19 protein-coding genes and 1 pseudogene are annotated in these 17966 nt (G+C 32.3%); 14 read left to right on the top strand and 6 right to left on the bottom strand.

Annotated elements, in window-relative coordinates; genetic code table 11:
• Positions 1 to 179: 179 nt before the first annotated feature.
• On the bottom strand, positions 180 to 908 hold the full coding sequence (locus Dongsha4_RS00675) for an SDR family oxidoreductase (RefSeq protein WP_330203883.1): 729 nt from the start codon (positions 906 to 908) through the stop codon (positions 180 to 182).
• Positions 909 to 1340: 432 nt separating this feature from the next.
• Positions 1341 to 2354, bottom strand: coding sequence for an AraC family transcriptional regulator (locus tag Dongsha4_RS00680; protein WP_330203884.1), 1014 nt, complete (start codon positions 2352 to 2354; stop codon positions 1341 to 1343).
• A gap of 598 nt (positions 2355 to 2952) precedes the next feature.
• On the opposite strand from Dongsha4_RS00680, the gene Dongsha4_RS00685 reads away from it, so the two are divergent.
• Genes Dongsha4_RS00685 through Dongsha4_RS00700 form a run of 4 tightly spaced genes read left to right on the top strand, consistent with a single transcriptional unit; the run spans position 2953 to position 4894 of the window.
• Positions 2953 to 3363, top strand: a complete 411-nt coding sequence (locus Dongsha4_RS00685) for a hypothetical protein (RefSeq protein ID WP_330203885.1) — start codon at positions 2953 to 2955, stop codon at positions 3361 to 3363.
• Between the two features lie 34 nt (positions 3364 to 3397).
• Complete coding sequence (locus tag Dongsha4_RS00690) at positions 3398 to 3937, top strand: DUF2808 domain-containing protein (RefSeq protein ID WP_330203886.1); 540 nt, start codon at positions 3398 to 3400, stop codon at positions 3935 to 3937.
• 56 nt (positions 3938 to 3993) lie between these two features.
• The gene (locus Dongsha4_RS00695; RefSeq protein WP_330203887.1) at positions 3994 to 4401 is read left to right on the top strand and encodes a hypothetical protein; all 408 of its coding nucleotides are present in this window, start codon (positions 3994 to 3996) and stop codon (positions 4399 to 4401) included.
• Positions 4402 to 4417: 16 nt separating this feature from the next.
• Positions 4418 to 4894: a hypothetical protein gene (locus Dongsha4_RS00700; RefSeq protein WP_330203888.1), complete on the top strand. Its 477-nt coding sequence runs from the start codon at positions 4418 to 4420 to the stop codon at positions 4892 to 4894.
• Positions 4895 to 4908: 14 nt separating this feature from the next.
• On the opposite strand, the gene Dongsha4_RS00705 is transcribed toward Dongsha4_RS00700, so the two are convergent.
• Genes Dongsha4_RS00705 through Dongsha4_RS00715 form a run of 3 tightly spaced genes read right to left on the bottom strand, consistent with a single transcriptional unit; the run spans position 4909 to position 5696 of the window.
• On the bottom strand, positions 4909 to 5076 hold the full coding sequence (locus Dongsha4_RS00705) for a hypothetical protein (RefSeq protein WP_330203889.1): 168 nt from the start codon (positions 5074 to 5076) through the stop codon (positions 4909 to 4911).
• Between the two features lie 49 nt (positions 5077 to 5125).
• On the bottom strand, positions 5126 to 5416 hold the full coding sequence (locus Dongsha4_RS00710; protein ID WP_330203890.1) for a hypothetical protein: 291 nt from the start codon (positions 5414 to 5416) through the stop codon (positions 5126 to 5128).
• A complete protein-coding gene (locus Dongsha4_RS00715; RefSeq protein WP_330203891.1) occupies positions 5403 to 5696 on the bottom strand; it encodes a BrnT family toxin in 294 nt (97 codons plus the stop codon). The genes Dongsha4_RS00710 and Dongsha4_RS00715 overlap by 14 nt, the downstream gene beginning before the upstream one ends.
• Positions 5697 to 5812: 116 nt before the next feature.
• On the opposite strand from Dongsha4_RS00715, the gene alaS reads away from it, so the two are divergent.
• The 3 genes from alaS to Dongsha4_RS00730 all read left to right on the top strand — a co-directional run bounded on the left by alaS (position 5813) and on the right by Dongsha4_RS00730 (position 10384).
• Complete coding sequence (alaS, locus tag Dongsha4_RS00720) at positions 5813 to 8458, top strand: alanine--tRNA ligase (RefSeq protein ID WP_330203892.1); 2646 nt, start codon at positions 5813 to 5815, stop codon at positions 8456 to 8458.
• A gap of 61 nt (positions 8459 to 8519) precedes the next feature.
• Positions 8520 to 8984, top strand: coding sequence for a hypothetical protein (locus Dongsha4_RS00725; protein WP_330203893.1), 465 nt, complete (start codon positions 8520 to 8522; stop codon positions 8982 to 8984).
• Between the two features lie 302 nt (positions 8985 to 9286).
• Positions 9287 to 10384, top strand: a complete 1098-nt coding sequence (locus Dongsha4_RS00730) for a hypothetical protein (protein ID WP_330203894.1) — start codon at positions 9287 to 9289, stop codon at positions 10382 to 10384.
• 79 nt (positions 10385 to 10463) lie between these two features.
• Here the strand turns inward: Dongsha4_RS00730 and Dongsha4_RS00735 are convergent.
• Positions 10464 to 10622, bottom strand: a pseudogene (locus tag Dongsha4_RS00735) (IS701 family transposase); the annotation flags it as partial.
• 181 nt (positions 10623 to 10803) lie between these two features.
• Here Dongsha4_RS00735 and Dongsha4_RS00740 point away from each other — a divergent pair.
• From Dongsha4_RS00740 to Dongsha4_RS00770, 7 genes are all read left to right on the top strand, one after another.
• Entirely contained in the window at positions 10804 to 11046 is a 243-nt protein-coding gene (locus Dongsha4_RS00740) for a 2Fe-2S iron-sulfur cluster-binding protein (RefSeq protein ID WP_330203895.1), read from the top strand.
• A gap of 188 nt (positions 11047 to 11234) precedes the next feature.
• Entirely contained in the window at positions 11235 to 12776 is a 1542-nt protein-coding gene (gene lnt, locus Dongsha4_RS00745; protein ID WP_330205364.1) for an apolipoprotein N-acyltransferase, read from the top strand.
• 208 nt (positions 12777 to 12984) lie between these two features.
• Entirely contained in the window at positions 12985 to 13395 is a 411-nt protein-coding gene (locus tag Dongsha4_RS00750) for a metalloregulator ArsR/SmtB family transcription factor (RefSeq protein ID WP_330203896.1), read from the top strand.
• Positions 13396 to 13871: 476 nt separating this feature from the next.
• Positions 13872 to 14159: a hypothetical protein gene (locus Dongsha4_RS00755; RefSeq protein WP_015219497.1), complete on the top strand. Its 288-nt coding sequence runs from the start codon at positions 13872 to 13874 to the stop codon at positions 14157 to 14159.
• Between the two features lie 810 nt (positions 14160 to 14969).
• Complete coding sequence (locus tag Dongsha4_RS00760; RefSeq protein WP_330203897.1) at positions 14970 to 15953, top strand: metal ABC transporter substrate-binding protein; 984 nt, start codon at positions 14970 to 14972, stop codon at positions 15951 to 15953.
• 139 nt (positions 15954 to 16092) lie between these two features.
• Positions 16093 to 16857 carry a metal ABC transporter ATP-binding protein gene (locus Dongsha4_RS00765; protein ID WP_330203898.1) on the top strand — a complete coding sequence of 255 codons (765 nt, stop codon included), beginning with the start codon at positions 16093 to 16095 and terminating at the stop codon, positions 16855 to 16857.
• A 129-nt stretch (positions 16858 to 16986) separates the two neighbouring features.
• The gene (locus Dongsha4_RS00770; protein ID WP_330203899.1) at positions 16987 to 17850 is read left to right on the top strand and encodes a metal ABC transporter permease; all 864 of its coding nucleotides are present in this window, start codon (positions 16987 to 16989) and stop codon (positions 17848 to 17850) included.
• Positions 17851 to 17966 lie beyond the last annotated feature (116 nt).

The following is a 17966-nucleotide window of genomic DNA, read 5'->3' on the forward strand; positions in this document are numbered from 1 at the left end:
ATAATTGGAAAAATCAAGGTCAACTATACCTTGAGTTCTAATTTTGTCATCTCGTATATTGGCAGATTATGGGAAGAATTTATCATCAATCCTGATTAGTTTTGTTTGAGAATGAAGGTCAAACCTCAGTAAAAATAAAAATATTCAGACGAATAAAATTAAGTCGGTACTCAACGAGTTTATAAAGAACCGCCACTAGGTGCAATGGTTAACTTTTCTACTACTGCTCCTTGAGGTAACAAGACAGCGTGTAAAATAGTTTGAGCAACTGTTTCTGGAGTAAGCATCGCTGATTTGTCGAAATTAGCTTGTACTGTTTCTGTCTCCCAAATAGGAGTATTAACTGCTCCCGGGGAGATAGTGGTTACTCTAATACCGTTTGCTCTTTCTTCAACAGCAAGACATTCGCCAAAAGCGACTAAGGCTGATTTACTAACAGAATAAAGTCCCCATTCAGGAAAGAAGTTAGAAGCTGCGATCGAAGCTACATTGACGATCGTACCTTTACCTCTTTCTCTCATAGAAGGCAGTACCCCCATGACACATTGAAAAACGCTGGTCAAGTTTAAATCTAAAACCCTTTGCCAGTCTTTCAAGGAAGTATCTTTTAACAAATTGGTATAACCCATTCCCGCATTATTAACCAAAATGTCTATGGGGCCGAAATCTTCAGCAATAGCCTTAATGACAGTTTGTACCGTTGATAAATTTGCCAAATCAGTGGATACTATTTTGACCTGCCCCCCGTATTCAGAAGCTAGATCTGCGACTTGTTGCAATTTTGCTTGATCACGACTGACTAAACAAAGATCTATTCCTGATGACGCAAATGCTAGAGTAGTGGCTTTGCCGATACCACTACTAGCACCAGTAATGATCGCTCTAAGTCGGTTCGGGGCATTTTCCATGATATTATTGCGTTTACTAGATATTTTTAACGGCTAAATTCGGTTATTTCCTCTTTAGCGAGTAGTTGAAAATATTAAAGATGAATTACGACTTATTCGCCAAAATCACCAATGGCAATTATAACACTATTGGGTTGATATAACTTATTTCTGAGTTAATTATTTATTTTTTCTAATTTCATACTCTTTTACTATTGAAAAAAGTCTATATTGATTAATAATTTCTAACTATAAACATTTAGTATCCCTTTTTTATCAAACTTCGTAAATCCTTGCAATTTTCAAATTCTGCATTTTTTATAGTTGTATATTAAGTGATTCGCCCATTTTAAAACACAATTATTAAAAGCTGAATTAATTATTATTAAGAGGATTAAAGATTTTTTATTAATAGTAAACCTTAGAAATTGACAAAAGAGAAGTTGCTTTTTCTTAGAGAATGAGAGGGTTAGGAGGAAAATTTTTAAATTCTTTTGGTGTTTTGCCAGTCCAACGTTTGAATGCTCTGGTAAAGTGCGAAGGGTCTTTATATCCCAATTCATAAGCTATATCAATAATTTTCGCTTTTTTATCTTGCAACAATTCCATGGCTTTTTTATATCGTATTTGTTCGAGTAACTTATCATAAGTTAGTCCTTCTTTAGCTAGTCGTCTTTGTATAGTGCGAGGAGTTATTCTGATAATTCCTGAAACCATTTCCAATGTTAGATAACCTTCCTTTAAGAAAGGAATAATTACCAATGCTAAACGTTGAGAAAACAAAGAAGGTGGAGCAGTCTTAAATAAAAAATGATATTCCTCCTCTAAAGAAAATTTATGGGTAGATGTGGGCAAAGGCAATGATAAAAAATCACGGGGAAATTCGATCGAATTTATTGCTACACTTCGATTAATTTCAACTTCACTTAAAGGATTATCAACAAAATTACTAAAATTAGTTTGTAAGCTAATCTTTTTCGGATACCAACTTTTCCCCGCCACTATCTGAATTAAATTAAGCATCATCCGCAAGGAAAAATAACAAGCATGATCTAACATTAACTCTTTAACATAGATAAATTCTTGACATAGATAAGCCTTACTGCCCCTTTCAATTAACCAAAACCGTTCACAAGAATTAAAAAATCTACCTACATAAATTGCCGTTAGAATTGCATCATATAGCGTCAAACATTGAGTCGTCATTCGCCCCAAAATACCTAGAGAATTAAAAGAATTTCTTTCCGCTACCAACAATCCTAAATTAGAAATACCCTGTTGAAGAGCGGCATCATGAATAAAATTAAAGGCTTGATGACAAGAAATAGATAAATTATCATCCTCCAAAGCATATGTAGAAATTTTCCATTGTTTCAACAATGTTTCTGTTGGTGTTCCAACTTCCTCTAAAAAATTAACAAAAAGATGAATCGGTGCAACTCTAACAAGAGGAATAATATTTTTCATAGTTCTTAATAAAACTTAAAAGTAAGCATAAAATAAAATGAAAAAATGCTAATAATACTTACCAATAAATAAAACTGGATTGTAATTAGTTGATTGTGCTACATTTTTACTGTTTCAACACACTAAACATATCAATAAGAATCCATAAAAAATTAGTAATCTCGAAGAATTATCTCTTCTGACCTTCCTTAAAAATGAAGGAAATATCATAATTAAGTTTTTTTTGTTAAGAGAGATTTAGAATAAACTCAAACTAGAGAGCTTTTACAAAAATTACATTCAAATTAATTTTATGAGGAAAACGGTCAATTTTCTGCCTAAATCACATCTTATTTAATTTTGACAACAAGTCTTTTTTAGCCCCTTTTCAGTATAAATACTGATATTTTAACTACTTATCGGCGTAAAATGGCAAGAAAATTATCAGAAAAAATTTTATAGTGAATTTATCTATCAACATTTACAAAATTGTCAAGAATATAGTTTTATCTAATCAATTGATTCAAGTTTTATGCAGGAAAAAATAAAGGAAGAAATCAAAAAAGTCGGCTCATTAGCTCTATTTTTTTTAATAGGGTTTGCCTATATATTGATTACAATGAAATTTCTATTAGCTGAGTATGATATTGATGTTTATGTTTTTTCCAAAACAATTATTAGTGCTTTAGTAGCGGCTAAAGTTGTAGCCATTATGGATGCAATGCCTTTCATTAATCTCTATTCCAATTCTCCGGGTTACGTACGAGTAATGTATAAGAGCCTAATTTATGTGGGAGGAGTATTCCTTATTTCTTTAGTGGAAGATTTATTTCATAGTTATCGACAAGTCAATTCCATACAAGGAGCGATAAGTATATTTATTGAAACCCGTCATTTTTTCCATTTTATGGCAGTTACGATGTCGATTTCTCTAGTTTTTATTATTCATAATATTTTTCATGAAATTGACTCTTATTTAGGTAAGGGCAAACTAGCTAGATTATTTTTTGAAAAACCAACAAATTTCTAAAAAAGTTAAACCTTAGTATTTCTTTCGTAAAAATATGAAAATTTTTAAAATAATTACCCCTTTAATTATCAGTGCAAATACTGCCATTATTCCTTTTTCAGCTTATAGTCAAAATGACAGTCAAGCAACTTTTTTTACAGGTCAACCTCCTGTTTTTGTGGGAGTCAAAACTCCCGACTCCACTGTTGATTTACCCGATGCACACTATTACTTTACCTTTACTCTCCCAAGTAATTCTATAGAAGCGATCGCACAAATAACAATTCAACAACAAGAAAGCCCTGAAATGATAGCTCTCAACATTAATAACACTTCTGCATTCATTGGGGATCAAGATAATCAAGGTCAGACATTAACCATTCAACCCTCAGAATTATCAGAAGGAACAGGAGTAAATATTCTCTTTAATCCCCCCGTGCCTCCTGGTACAACTTTTACTGTTCGTTTGGAAGCGGTACGAAATCCCAGTCAAGACACCACTTATATGTATGATGTCACTGTTTTTCCTGCAGGAAATAATCCCACTGCTTTTCCTCTGGGAGTTGGAAGATTGAGTTTTTATCAATTATTTTAATTAGAATTAACTTAAAAATCTATTTTTTAGTAACAAACTAATCAGAGTGTAATTTTATGAATCAGAAATTTTTGAGCTTATTTCTTCTCATCGGAAGTTTGACAACAACTCCTTCAGTTGCCCAAATGAATACTAATATTGATGATTTACCAAATAATTCTAGCCAAGATGAAATATGGTATTGCACTCAAAACAATAAGGAAGTGTTAGTAGAAGTAAAGTTAGTTAACAACTGGCAACAAGTCATTGAAAAAGACTCATGGCAATGTGTTCAACAGTTAGTTAGTATTCCTGATAATATGCCCCAATTTTCTTGTGAGAGTGACGGAGATCAAATAAATTTGATAACTCTTACTTGGTTAAAAGGAGAACAAGCAAAAACTCAAATGAATAGTTGGATTGATGCTTTTCAAAAGCAAGACATGATTTGTACCACTGATGAAACTAATCCATTTTGGCAATAATGAGGTCATTAAAAGAATGATTAATATAAATAGTTTGAGTATTGTTAGCTTTTTAAGTATTTTTTTGGGACTGCAAATGCCTGTTTCTGCAGAAAACTGTATCCCTATCCCCCTAGTTGGTGGACAAGGTAGCAGTGTAACAAAAACTGTTTCTACCCCTACTATTCCCGCACCTTTTGGTATCAATATTACTCGGAATAACTGGAACACGGATTGGGCAGTACCCAGTAATAACAACACTTTTCTTCGTTATTTAGTTGAAATTAGCTCTGATGATGGAGGCCCTTTCGATATTAGAATGTATCTTAAATACAGTGACCAAACTGCAGATCAGTTTTTTAGCCAAGAAGCAGTAAATATAGTGACAAATAAACCCTTAAAAATAGAGTCAACCCCTCGCCCAGATGCTCAACCCTATCAAGTTAATTTATTTGTAGGAGGATTAGAATCCTTGGGCAAAACCTATACAGCTACTGTCATGGGATGTCATTAATTATTCAAATTCAATCATAAAGACTCACCAGATTGTGATTTTCTTCTAATTCCTCTAAACACATAACGATAACTTCCTTTATAATTAACTTTAAAATTTCTTGCCCATTCTTTATTTCCCCCATCACTATATTCTAATATATGTTCATCATCACTATTGCTAATAATTAATGACTTATTCATAATTATTTACCCTCTTTTATTATTTTTAATTTAGCTGAGATATTAACAATTAAAGTTGAGATTTAATTTCATTAATAATTTTTTCTCGCTGAGATTCTGAAGAAATATATTTCGATAAAACCTTAAGGGTAGAATTAAATAATTTTTCAGAAAATTCTTGGCTAATGTCTTCTCTTAAATTCTTTCCGATATAATATTTAATTAAAGATTCTACTGATAAATTCCGATTTTGGGCAATCATTTCTAAGTTTGCTAAAGTATCTAAAGGAATTTTTATTGATACTATTTCCGACGGACGAGGCTTAATTTTTAGAGTAAAATCTTCATTAGGATTGTTCATATAGTTTTTGTTCATAAGAGGTTGCTTTTCTCGCAGATATAATTCTAATTCGTTGATTCCTTTCAATAAAAACTACTAGCAAAAGTCGATAATTTAAGGAATAACCAATGATAAATTCCCTTGTTTCATCATTTCTAGTTGCATCTCCTGTTTGATAAAAAGGATCAAAAAATACTTCCGCCGATTCTTCAAAAGAAATACCATGTTTAATAATATTTGCTTCGGCTTTTTCATTATTCCACTCAAATTCACTTCCTTGTAAGTTATAAAAAATGTCCATATATGCCTTAATGTTAGCAAAAGATAAATTGCATGGTCACAAAGCATTAACTAAGTTAAATACCTACTAACGATTTTAAGAGATAATAGGAGATAGACCATTATTGATAATATTTTATGACTAATATTCCTCCTTCTTTAACAGGAAACGAAATCAGAGAGAAATTTTTAAACTTTTTTGCCGAAAAACAACACAAAATCCTTCCTAGTGCTTCATTAGTGCCTGAAGATCCCACTGTTTTACTGACGATCGCAGGAATGCTTCCTTTTAAGCCCATTTTCTTAGGGCAGAAAACCCCTGATTATCCCCGTGCTACTACTTCGCAAAAGTGTATCCGTACTAATGATATTGAAAATGTGGGACGCACTGCCAGACATCATACTTTTTTCGAGATGTTGGGGAATTTTAGCTTTGGTGATTATTTTAAGTCAGAAGCGATCGCATGGGGATGGGAATTATCAACTCAAGTGTTTAAGTTACCCCCAGAAAGAATTGTTGTTAGTGTGTTTAGAGAAGATGACGAGGCTTTTGCAATCTGGCGAGATGAAGTAGGAATACCAGAAAAACGGATTATTCGTATGGGAGAGGAAGATAATTTTTGGAAATCTGGAGCTACTGGTCCTTGTGGACCTTGTTCGGAGTTATATTACGATTTTAAGCCCGAATTGGGGGATTTGGACATCGATTTAGAAGATGACTCCCGCTTCATCGAGTTTTATAACTTGGTGTTTATGCAGTATAACCGAGATGCAGAAGGTAATTTAACACCTTTACAAAACAAAAATATTGATACGGGCATGGGGTTAGAAAGAATGGCACAAATTCTGCAACAAGTGCCTAATAATTACGAAACTGATTTGATTTTCCCCATTATTGAAACGGCCGCTAAGTTAGCAGACATTGACTATGGCAAAGCAGAGAATAAAACAAAAGTATCTTTAAAAGTTATTGGGGATCATGTTCGTTCCGTAGTTCAAATGATTGCCGATGGTGTTTCTGCTTCTAATACGGGAAGGGGTTATGTTTTACGTCGTCTTATACGTCGTGTGGTGCGTCATGGTCGTTTAATTGGTATTGATGGTAATTTTATCAATGAAGTGGCAGAAAAGGCGATACAACTCTTAGAAGGGGTTTATAGCAATACTAGGGAAAGGGAAAAGGTAATTAAAACGGAGTTGCAACGAGAAGAATCTGCTTTCTTGGCAACCCTTGAAAGGGGCGAAAAACTCTTAAATGAAGTGATTATTAAACTGAAACAAGACCAAAAAACCGTTATTTCAGGAGAAGATGCTTTTACCCTTTATGATACTTATGGTTTTCCTCTCGAATTGACTCAGGAAATTGCGGAAGAAGAAGGCTTAACCGTTGATATTGAAGGTTTTGAGGCGGAAATGGAAGCTCAAAGGGTGCGATCGCAATCTGCCCATGAAACCATTGATTTAACGGTACAGGGTAGCATAGACAAATTGGCAGAGCATATCCATCCTACCGAATTTTTAGGCTACCACGAATATCAATTAATTAGTCAGATTGAGGCACTATTAGTTGATGGTAAATCGGTGGAAAAAGCCGAATCAGGGAGTAAAGTTCAGTTAATCTTCAATAAAACTCCTTTTTATGCTGAATCAGGTGGTCAAATTGGCGATAAGGGCTATTTAGCTGGAGAAGATGTGTTAGTTTCTATCGAGGATGTGCAGAAAGAGTCAGGCTTTTTTGTTCACTATGGTACAGTGGAAAGAGGCACAATCAACGTCGGGCAGAAACTACGTGCTACCATTGATAAAGCCTGTCGTAACCGTGTCCGAGCCAATCATACCGCTACTCATTTATTACAATCTGCCTTGAAAAAAGTTGTCGATGAAAATATCTCTCAGGCTGGTTCTTTAGTATCCTTTGATAAGTTACGTTTTGATTTTAATTGCTCTCAAGCCCTCACTAAATCTCAATTACAACAGGTTGAAGATTTAATTAATACTTGGATTGCTGAAGCCCATACTGCTCATATCTCCGTGATGCCCTTAGAAGAAGCTAAATCCAAAGGTGCGATCGCAATGTTTGGGGAAAAATACGGCTCAGAAGTCCGTGTTATCGATATTCCTAGCGTTTCGATGGAATTGTGTGGAGGCACTCATGTTAACAATACTGCGGAAATTGGTTTATTTAAGATTATTTCCGAAACGGGGGTTGCTTCTGGTATCAGACGAATTGAAGCGGTAGCAGGTGCGTCAGTTTTAGAGTATCTCAAAGTAAGAGATAATGTGGTGAAAGAATTAGGGGATAAATTAAAAGCCAAACCCGAAGAAATTACCGAACGTTTTGCCAACATACAAGATGAATTAAAAGCAACTCAAAAAGAAGTAGAAAATCTCAAACAAGAGTTAGCTTTATTAAAGTCTGAAAACCTAATTAATCAAGCTCAAAGTATTGGAGAATTTAACATTTTAGTGGCTAACTTAGATGATTTAGATGCAAAATCATTACAATCTGCGGCCAAAAAATTACAGGAAAAATTAGGTAATTCAGCAGTTATTTTAGCTTCTATTCCCGAAGAAAATAAAGTTAGTGTTGTAGGGGTATTTAGCGATAAAGTTTATCAAGAAAAAGGATTAAACGCCAATGAATACATCCGTGAAATTGCCCTTGCTTGTGATGGAAAAGGCGGAGGAAAACCTAACTTTGCTCAAGGTGGAGGTAAAGATATAAGTAAATTAGAAGACGCTTTAACTATGGCTAAAAATAAATTAATTGAAACTTTATCTTAATCTTTTTGGTGGGCATTGCCCACCCTACTTTTTTGCAATTTTTATTAAAATAGATAGCTTAATGATGTTTCTTAACATATCAAGTATTTCTGGCTTTTTTTCTAATATTCAGAATCAGACTTTTCGTCAATTATCACAGACAGGAAAACAATCAGTTTCGTGGAATCTTATAGATAAATTTTATCGAATCGTGATTGCTCATTACAATATCATTGATTCATCTTTAAGAATGAAAAGAGATATGTCTTCTGGCAATAAAACACAAATTTCTTGGAATAAATTAGATATTTCTCCCCGATTAAGATATGAGTTGACTTGTTTAATAACAACCCTATTAAAGAATTTAGATAATTTTGATATTGACAAATTAATTAATCAAGATTCAGAATTAATAGAAGAAGATAAAACTATTGTAAAAAATGCTTATTACTCTTTAATGAAAAATATTCAATTAGTCTCTCAATTATTGGATGAGCCTTGTTTTGGTAGAGAAAAAATCGAAGAAGAAAATGAGAATGTAAATTAAGAATATTCAGGTTCTTAATCATAAAAAATTATTAATATACGTTGTTGATATACAAAAATATCATTATAAAACTGTCAATTAAAGTTACATACGCTTCTTAGAGTGACAAATACAATACCTTCGAGTCAATTTATCAACTTTGAATCAAGACTTATCGAAAAAATGAAGATTTTATAAAGACTTTATAAAGATATTGTAAAGTTATTGTGAAGTTATAAAAACTAAAATTCTTTGACCTATAATTAAGTATATAGGATCAATATACTTCTCTACTCAGTGTTTATACTGATTTGAATGCAATAATGAACAATAAAAAAAATTATTTAATAATACTAATTAGTTTGATTTTTACACTAATTTTTAGTCTAAAAGTGAGAGCAAAAGTATATAGTTTTGATTTTGAAAAAGATTTAGAAGATAATTATTTAGATCCATTTGTTTTAGATACTTATGAAGATTCTGAGCAAAATTCAGTAGGTACTATCTGGAAATCAAGGGGTATAATTATTTCTACAAAAGATACAAATAAACCAGTAGGATTATTTCAAAGTAATTGTATTCCGACAAATGGGGTTTCTTTAACCGCAAAAGAAAAAAAGTGTCAGGAGGAAAGTTACGGGAATAACGGTTTAGCTACAGGAGAAGGAAAATACTTTCTAAAAAGTAACCAGATAAGCTATAAAACTGAACCTCAAGGTAATATTTTAATTATTGAAAACACTCCTGGTAATGGCATCCCCGAAGATTCTCCCGATGGCGGTAAAATTAGATTTGATTTCGATCGCACTTTATTATCTAATGTTGTAGTGGATAAAATTGGTATTGTCGATCATGCTAAAGGTAATATCCTTGTCAAATATATAGACGGAGAAGAATATATAAAAACAATTCACCATAAACAAAGAAATCAGCTAGAATTTTATGAAATTCCTTCTGGGGAAATAGAATATATTGAAGTGACTTTTCAAGGTAATGGTGGCATAACAGAAATTACTTTTGATAAATTAATTGCCTTAGAAACAGCTAATAATTTATTTTCATCATTTACTGTCCCTAGCCTAATTATAGGAGGTTTAGGTACATTTGGTATTATTGGAAACCAAAATGAGAATAAATACTCTGATGTTTTTGAACCATTTTTTTCAGAAGATAAAAAAAATTACGATTTATTAGACTTAAAAATAGTTGAAAAAGATGGTCATCACAATAATAATAATTCTTCACTTAATCCAAACAATTCACCACCAAAAATAGAGGAAATATTATTTAATAACTCATCTGAAGTAACTACTGATGAAAGAGAAGAAAATGCAGTTTCAGTACCTGAACCACCTATGTTTATGGCTACTTTAATAGCTTTAGTATTCGGAAAAATCATAAAACAAGTACATATCACCTAATTTATTTAAACTCTAATATATAGCGTTGCCCCATCTTTATGAGATACATTTTTTGTTTACAATTCCCTCTTATTAAGCAACGATGCCATTGAATAAAAGTGTAGGCACAACATACCAAAATAAAATGTCTCATTAAATTTCTTTTATTTCTGACTTGATATTCTGATAAACCTAACCATCCCTTGATTTCACGATAAAATACTTCTATCCAATTTCTTTTTGTATAACTGTCCACTATTCAATTTACACTGACTTTTTCCCCGTTTCATTTGTCATTAAATAATCAATATCGGTGGATTTTTCAATTAAATTAAAGGCAATTTCAGTAAGATTTTTCCCACTTACTTTCAAATTCTCTTGCTCTTTCTGCGTTTGACCTTGTAAAGTTAAAATTTAAACTACTAAAAATTGACATTTTTATGACTACGGTAAAAGTGACTTTCTTACCTGATAATGTTACTGTTGAAGCGGAAACAGGTGAACCATTGCTCGATGTTGCAAAACGTGGAGGTGTTTTCATCCCCACAGGATGTTTAATGGGATCTTGCCATGCTTGTGAAGTAGAATTAGATGATGAAACTCCTATCTGTGCCTGTATTAGTTCTATTCCTAGTGGTATAGAAGAACTAACCATTAATCTTTATTCTGATCCCGTGTGGTAAATGAGTTATCGTCAGTTATCCTAGAATAATTATTTTCTTTATATAGTAATTACCGATTAGACATCGCAAAGATAAAAGCCTTGATTGACAAAAATTTTTTCCATATCTCCTATTCTTCTCTCTCTTCATCTTCAAGATTTCTCTTACATATTCCCAGTCTGATAATAGCTCTTTTTGGGGGGATATTAATGGGGTTAACTGTTGCCCCTTTCAACTGCTATTTTTTAGCTTATGTTGCTCTTATTCCCCTTATTTTTGCTTTATATCAATCATTTTTCACCGCCACTTTAGCAGGTTTTTTGTGGGGATGTGGTTATCATGGCATGGCCCTATTTTGGATTACGGGAATTCATCCCATGACTTGGATGGGTGTTCCTTGGTTATATAGTTTATTAATAGCTTTAATTTGTTGGCTTTTCATCACTTTTTGGGGAGCAATTTTAGTTACTATTTGGTCTGCATTTATTAACTTTATTATCAAAATAGAATATACTCGAAAGTGTTTTTCTTCTTGGATTATCGTTCTTTTAGGAATTAGTACTTGGTGCATTTTAGAAAAATTTTGGAGTCTTGGCTCTCTCTGGTGGTCATCTTTAGCTTATACTCAAAGCCCCTATAATTTATCCATCTTACAGTTATTAACTATTTCTGGAACAACCACTATTACCGCTTTTATTTTATTAATAAATTTTCTAATTTTTTATGCTATCAATTTATATTTTAATCCTATAAATCAAGATAAAAAATATTTTGTACCGCTACTTTTTTTGACATCTTTTGTTTTTATCTCTATCCATCTTTTTGGTTGGCTAATCTACAATATACCTCTCCAAGATTCTTCTAACAAAGCCATTAAAATTGGAATTATTCAAGGAAACATACCTAATGAAATTAAACTATATGATCCCGGTTTAGAAAAGGCGTTAATTAACTATCAAAAAGGTTATGAAAAATTGGCACAAGACAATGTTGACTTAATTATAACCCCTGAAACCGCTTTACCTTTTTTTAATGAAGATATTGAAAACAATACAAGTTTTTACAAAATAGTCAAGAAAAACAAAATACCTGTCATTTTAGGTGCATTTAAAGCTCTTAATAGTTACGATTATACTAATAGTTTATTTAGTATTAATAAAGATGGAAAAGTTATTAGTAGATACGATAAAATAAAATTAGTTCCCCTCGGAGAATATATTCCCTTTCGACAAATTTTAGGAGATTTTATCCGCCGCTTATCTCCTCTTGATACTCAGTTAGTGGCAGGAAACTATAATCAAAATTTTTCCATTGCCATGAAAGATGAAAGCAAACAAGTTAGACTGTCAGTTATTGTTGCTATTTGCTATGACTCTGCTTTTAGTGAAGTATTTAGACAACAAGCCTTAAAAGGAGGAGAATTTATCATTACCGCCGCTAACAATGCCCACTATAGCAATAGTATGCCTTTGCAACATCATGCTCAAGATGTTATGCGCGCCATAGAAACAGGGAAATGGATGGCAAGGGCTACGAATACTGGATACTCAGCAATTGTAAATCCCCGTGGTGATACTATTTGGCTTTCCAATCTTAATGAGTATCAAACCCACATAAATACCATTTACCGTCGTCATCAACAGACTTTTTACGTACTTAAAGGAGACTGGCTTAATAAACTTTTTATCCTAATTATGACAACTTATCTCTTTTTTAGAATAACTGTCAACAAATTTATTCATTTGCAGTAAAACGAATAATCTGAACTTTCACCAATTTACTTTATCATGATATAATCAATTATTGATGATACGGGTAGAAGCTCGAAAATAGGGAACTGAAAATAATCAACAATATACCCTATTTATTTTCACATTATAAAATGTGTGTCCAGAGAATCCTTTAAAATTAAACATCAATAAAAGTAGATAAGTATTAGTTGAATTAAGTTGAATGAAAATGATTAACAAGTCCAATTCTCAAGTCGAAACAAAAAATAATACTGAATCTTTATCTGATTGCTTAATGGCACAAATGCCTCCTGCCGCATTAGATTTAGTTGCTGATTTTTTTAAAGTCTTATCAGAAAGCAGTCGTTTAAATATTGTGTGTTGTTTGAGGACTGGTTCAAAGAATGTTACGGAAATTATTGATAAAACAGGGTTAGGACAAGCTAATGTATCTAAACATCTTAAAATCTTAGCACAAGCTGGAATTGTTGCTCGAACTCAGAAAGGAATTAACGTGTATTACCAAATTTCTAATCCCTTCGTATTTGAATTATGTGATTTAGTTTGTAATTCTTTATCCATTCAAATACAACAACAACACGAGCAACTAAGACAAATACAAAAAATGCACAATAACTAAACAATCAATTCACAACCGTTTTAAAACAAAAATATATCTCTATCAGTAAAAATCACAAATATAACACTGATAGATAAAAAAATCATATTAGCTCATATTTTATTCTCTCCAATGATTTAGGGGTGTTTTTCTTCTTTTTTTTTTGAATTTATTTAATTTATAAAAATCGATTAAATAATAGTAGTTTTATAAAGTTTGTGTAAAGAAAGTCACGAATCAAATAAATACTTAATAGACCTAAGTGTTATTACTTAAATGTTAATTAAAAAATGTAAACAAAATAAAGAATCTATTAAAATTAAGCTATAGAGATAGTTTTTCATTAAAATGATCCCATACAATATGAACCAAAATAAATAAAATTAAGAAACAATTTCTATATCAAATTAATTTTTTTTTGAATATAATTTATCATTACAGATGGTAAAATAGATTACAGAAAAGTAAGTAAAAAATAGACAACTCAAGGAATAATTATGAACGAATTACTTAACAATAATGGGGAAGAACAAAATTTAACTCGTGATGAGAGAGTTAAGCAGTTGAAAAATATGATTGACACTTTACATATTGCTGAAGATATTTCTCGTAATGGCTATTTAATTACCAGTTCAGAATTAGCAGATTTAATGGATATTAATGCAAGTGCTGTCACCAGTAGAGGAGAAGAATGGTCCTGGCGTAATTGGATTGTTTCTAGGGTTAGACGAGAAGGCAATCAAATTTTATGGCAATTAGAAAGGGTTGAAAAAGTAAACGAGTAAAGGCGTTATTTATTTTTCCCCAAAAATTCAGAGATAATTATGGCTTAATTTTCCTTCTTATATTATTAATTAATCTCATTTTGTGCTATCGGCAGAAGCAACAGTTTAGCAATATTTTATTTTCATAGTTTTAATCTTGTATTTTGTTACTGAATATAAATTCAATAATTAAATCACTTCTTGACTAAACATTTAATGTTGAAAGCTGATAGCCACCATAAAAACATAATATATCTTACTGCTTCAATGTGGGTCAATTTATAGAGCAGTTTAACTGCAACAAAAGTCAATTATTCACATTTATAATAACTCCGAAGCTATAACTTAATGAATATAATTTCTTCTAGTTACAAGGTAAAACTATTTCTTCAGCAAGGGGCAAAGGCTCATATGGCAAGAGTTATGTAAATTGACTATTTTCCTATGGAAGATAGAATTAGTGGAGAATGAGGTATAAAAGTTCAAAACACGACTGTAATAAAACTAATTTTTCTCTCTACATTCCCTAGTTTTATTCAAAAATACTTGTTTCCCTCAGTTTTATATAAGAATATCTGATTTGGGTAGGTGTCAAATGAAAGGTTTCAGGTTTGATTTTTTGAATATTTACCTATTTGTCACTCATATTGGCAACAAGAAAATCAATTTATCAAATGTTTTTCTCAAAATTTGTCAATTTTAACTCCAAAATCTAAACTCAACATCCAAAATTCCACTAATACTGAGGTTGTTTCTGAAAAATGATGGTTGATGTTTGGTTAATTTTTAAGATATTATGAATAAAAAATGAATAAAAAATGAAAAATCTTTATGATAAGGTTTTCACAATCTCAAAATAAACTTTTAATATTTACTGTTTTACTTGGATTTACTTTGATAGGATGTAATGGCTTGTCAGAAGTAAACCAGAGCAGTAATCCAGAAAGTGAACAAATAAATAATGCAGAGTTGAATAAGGAGGAAGGAAAAAAGAAGGTTTTAACTAGCTTCACTATCTTAGCTGACATGGCGAGAAACGTGGCTGGAGATAAATTAATTGTTGAATCAATAACCCGTGTTGGGGCTGAAATTCATGGTTATGAGCCGACTCCTAGTGATTTAGTGAAAGCCGAATCAGTAGATTTAGTTCTTTATAACGGTATGAATTTAGAACGTTGGATGGAGCAATTTTTGGGAAATGTGCAAGATGTTCCTTCTGTAATATTAACTGAAGGTGTTGAACCAATTCCGATTAGAGAAGGTGCTTATATAAATAAGCCAAATCCTCATGCTTGGATGTCTCCCCAAAATGCTTTAATTTATGTGGAAAATATCCGTCAGGCTTTTGTGGAATTAGATCCAGAGAATGCTGATACTTATAATAATAATGCTAAGGTTTATAGCGAAAAAATCAAAGAACTCGATCGCATCTTAGAGTCTGATTTAGCGAGGATTCCTGAAGATAAGAGATATTTAGTCAGTTGTGAAGGGGCATTTTCCTATTTAGCCAGAGATTACGACTTAAAAGAGATTTATCTATGGCCTATCAATGCCGAACAACAATTCACCCCGAAACAAGTGCAATCTGTAATTGAAAAAGTTGAAGCTAATGATATTCCTACGATTTTTTGTGAAACTACTGTCAATGATGAAGGACAAAAACAAGTAGCAAAAACTACAGGGGCAAGATTTGGCGGAAATCTATATGTGGATTCTCTTTCCAGTGAAGAAGGTGCAGTGCCTACTTATCTGGACTTATTAGAATACGATATTCGCACTATTACCAATGGTTTGTTAGCAGGAGTAAATAATTAGAAGTATTTTCCTAATTGAAGAAAAAACTATGTCAACTATTAGTTAACAATACCCTTTCAAAATAAAAAATTGTCAACCAAAACATAACGTAATTTTTCCCTAAAAACCTCATTTGTAAACTTTAAGGATAAAATCAATCATGAAAACCCCAACTCAACCCTTAAATATTAATTTCGATAATCTCAGCGTTACTTACAGCAATGGAAAATTAGCCCTTTATAATGCTTCTTCTAGTGTCAAACCCGGATCAATAACAGCTTTAGTTGGTCCTAATGGTGGGGGTAAATCGACTCTATTTAAAGCGATTATGGGTTTTTTAAAACCAACAGTGGGTAAGGTTAGCATTGGTAATTTATCCGTTTCTGAAGCCCAAAAATCTCAGTTAATGGCTTATGTGCCTCAAGCAGATGAAGTGGATTGGGATTTTCCCGTCAGCGTTTTTGATGTGGTAATGATGGGGCGTTATGGTTATATGAATTTCCTACGTATTCCTAGTCAAAAAGACCGTCGATTAGTAATGGAAAGTTTAGAAAGGGTGAATTTGATTGATTTTCGTCATCGGCAAATAGGGGAATTATCAGGAGGACAAAAAAAACGAGCTTTTCTGGCAAGGGCTTTGGCACAAGAGGGGAAAGTTATTCTTTTAGATGAGCCTTTTACGGGAGTAGATGTAAAAACAGAGAAAAATATTATAGACCTTTTAATACAATTGAGAGAAGAAGGACATACAATTTTAATTTCTACCCATGATTTAGCTTCTATTGCCACATTTTGCGATCGCACTATCCTTCTAAATCGTACCATCTTAGCAGAAGGAGTAACAGAAGAAACCTTTACCGAAGAAAATTTAACTATGACTTTTGGCGGTTTGCCCATGAATAGTGTTAAGCAAATATTTAATTAAGGGATTAGAGAGTTCAAAGTTAGAAATGAGGTGTCAGGTTTCAGGTTTAGGGGAGTAATGAGTAATTATCAACTATTCACTATTGCCTCTTGCCTTGTCTTAATTACTAATTTCTAATTTCTAATTAAAATGATTGTGTTTTCTAATTTAGTCTCATGGTTTCTTGAACCCTTACAATACAGTTTCATGGTGAAGGCGATTTGGGTAAGTGCCTTTGTAGGGATTGTTTGTGCGGTATTGTCTTGTTATATTACCCTCAAAGGATGGTCATTAATGGGGGATGCGGTTTCCCATGCCGTTGTGCCGGGAGTAGTAGTAGCCTACGCTTTAAATATTCCTTTTGCCCTTGGTGCGTTTATTTTTGGTTTTGGTGCAACGGTGGCTATTGGCTATGTGAAATCAAAAACTCGTCTTAAAGAAGATACGGTAATAGGTGTAATTTTTACAGGATTTTTTGCCCTCGGCTTAGTTTTAGTTACCAAAATTCCCAGTAATATCGATTTATTTCATATTTTATTTGGCAATGTTTTGGGTATCTCTCCTGAAGACATTATTCAAACTCTAATTGCAGGTAGTATCACTTTAGTTGTCATTCTTATACGCCGTAAAGATTTACTACTTTTTTGTTTTGATCCTAATCATGCTAAGGCTATCGGCTTAAATACCAAAACTATCTACTATACATTACTATCTCTTTTAGCTTTGACTATTGTAACGGCTTTACAAACGGCGGGAATTATTATGGTAGTGGCGATGTTAGTTACCCCCGGTGCGATCGCATATTTACTTACAGATCGTTTTGATCAAATGTTAATCTTATCAATAGTTAGTAGTGTTCTATCTTGTGTTTTAGGCACTTATTTAAGTTATCATTTTGATGTTTCTACGGGGGGAAGTATTGTCGTTTTAATGACTGTGATTTTCATTTTAGCGATGATTTTTGCTCCTAAATATGGCATTATCAGTCAAAATACCAAAATATCTTCTACTTAACTTGTTTGCTTATGCTTCCAATAACAAAATAATCTATCTTCTGAGTTAAAAATAACGGATATTATCGCACTGAGGTCAAGAATAGAGTTTTTTTTTGATAAAATTTTCTTACACCA

Origin of the sequence: Cyanobacterium sp. Dongsha4, assembly GCF_036345015.1 — a bacterium.
GTDB lineage: Bacteria > Cyanobacteriota > Cyanobacteriia > Cyanobacteriales > Cyanobacteriaceae > PCC-10605.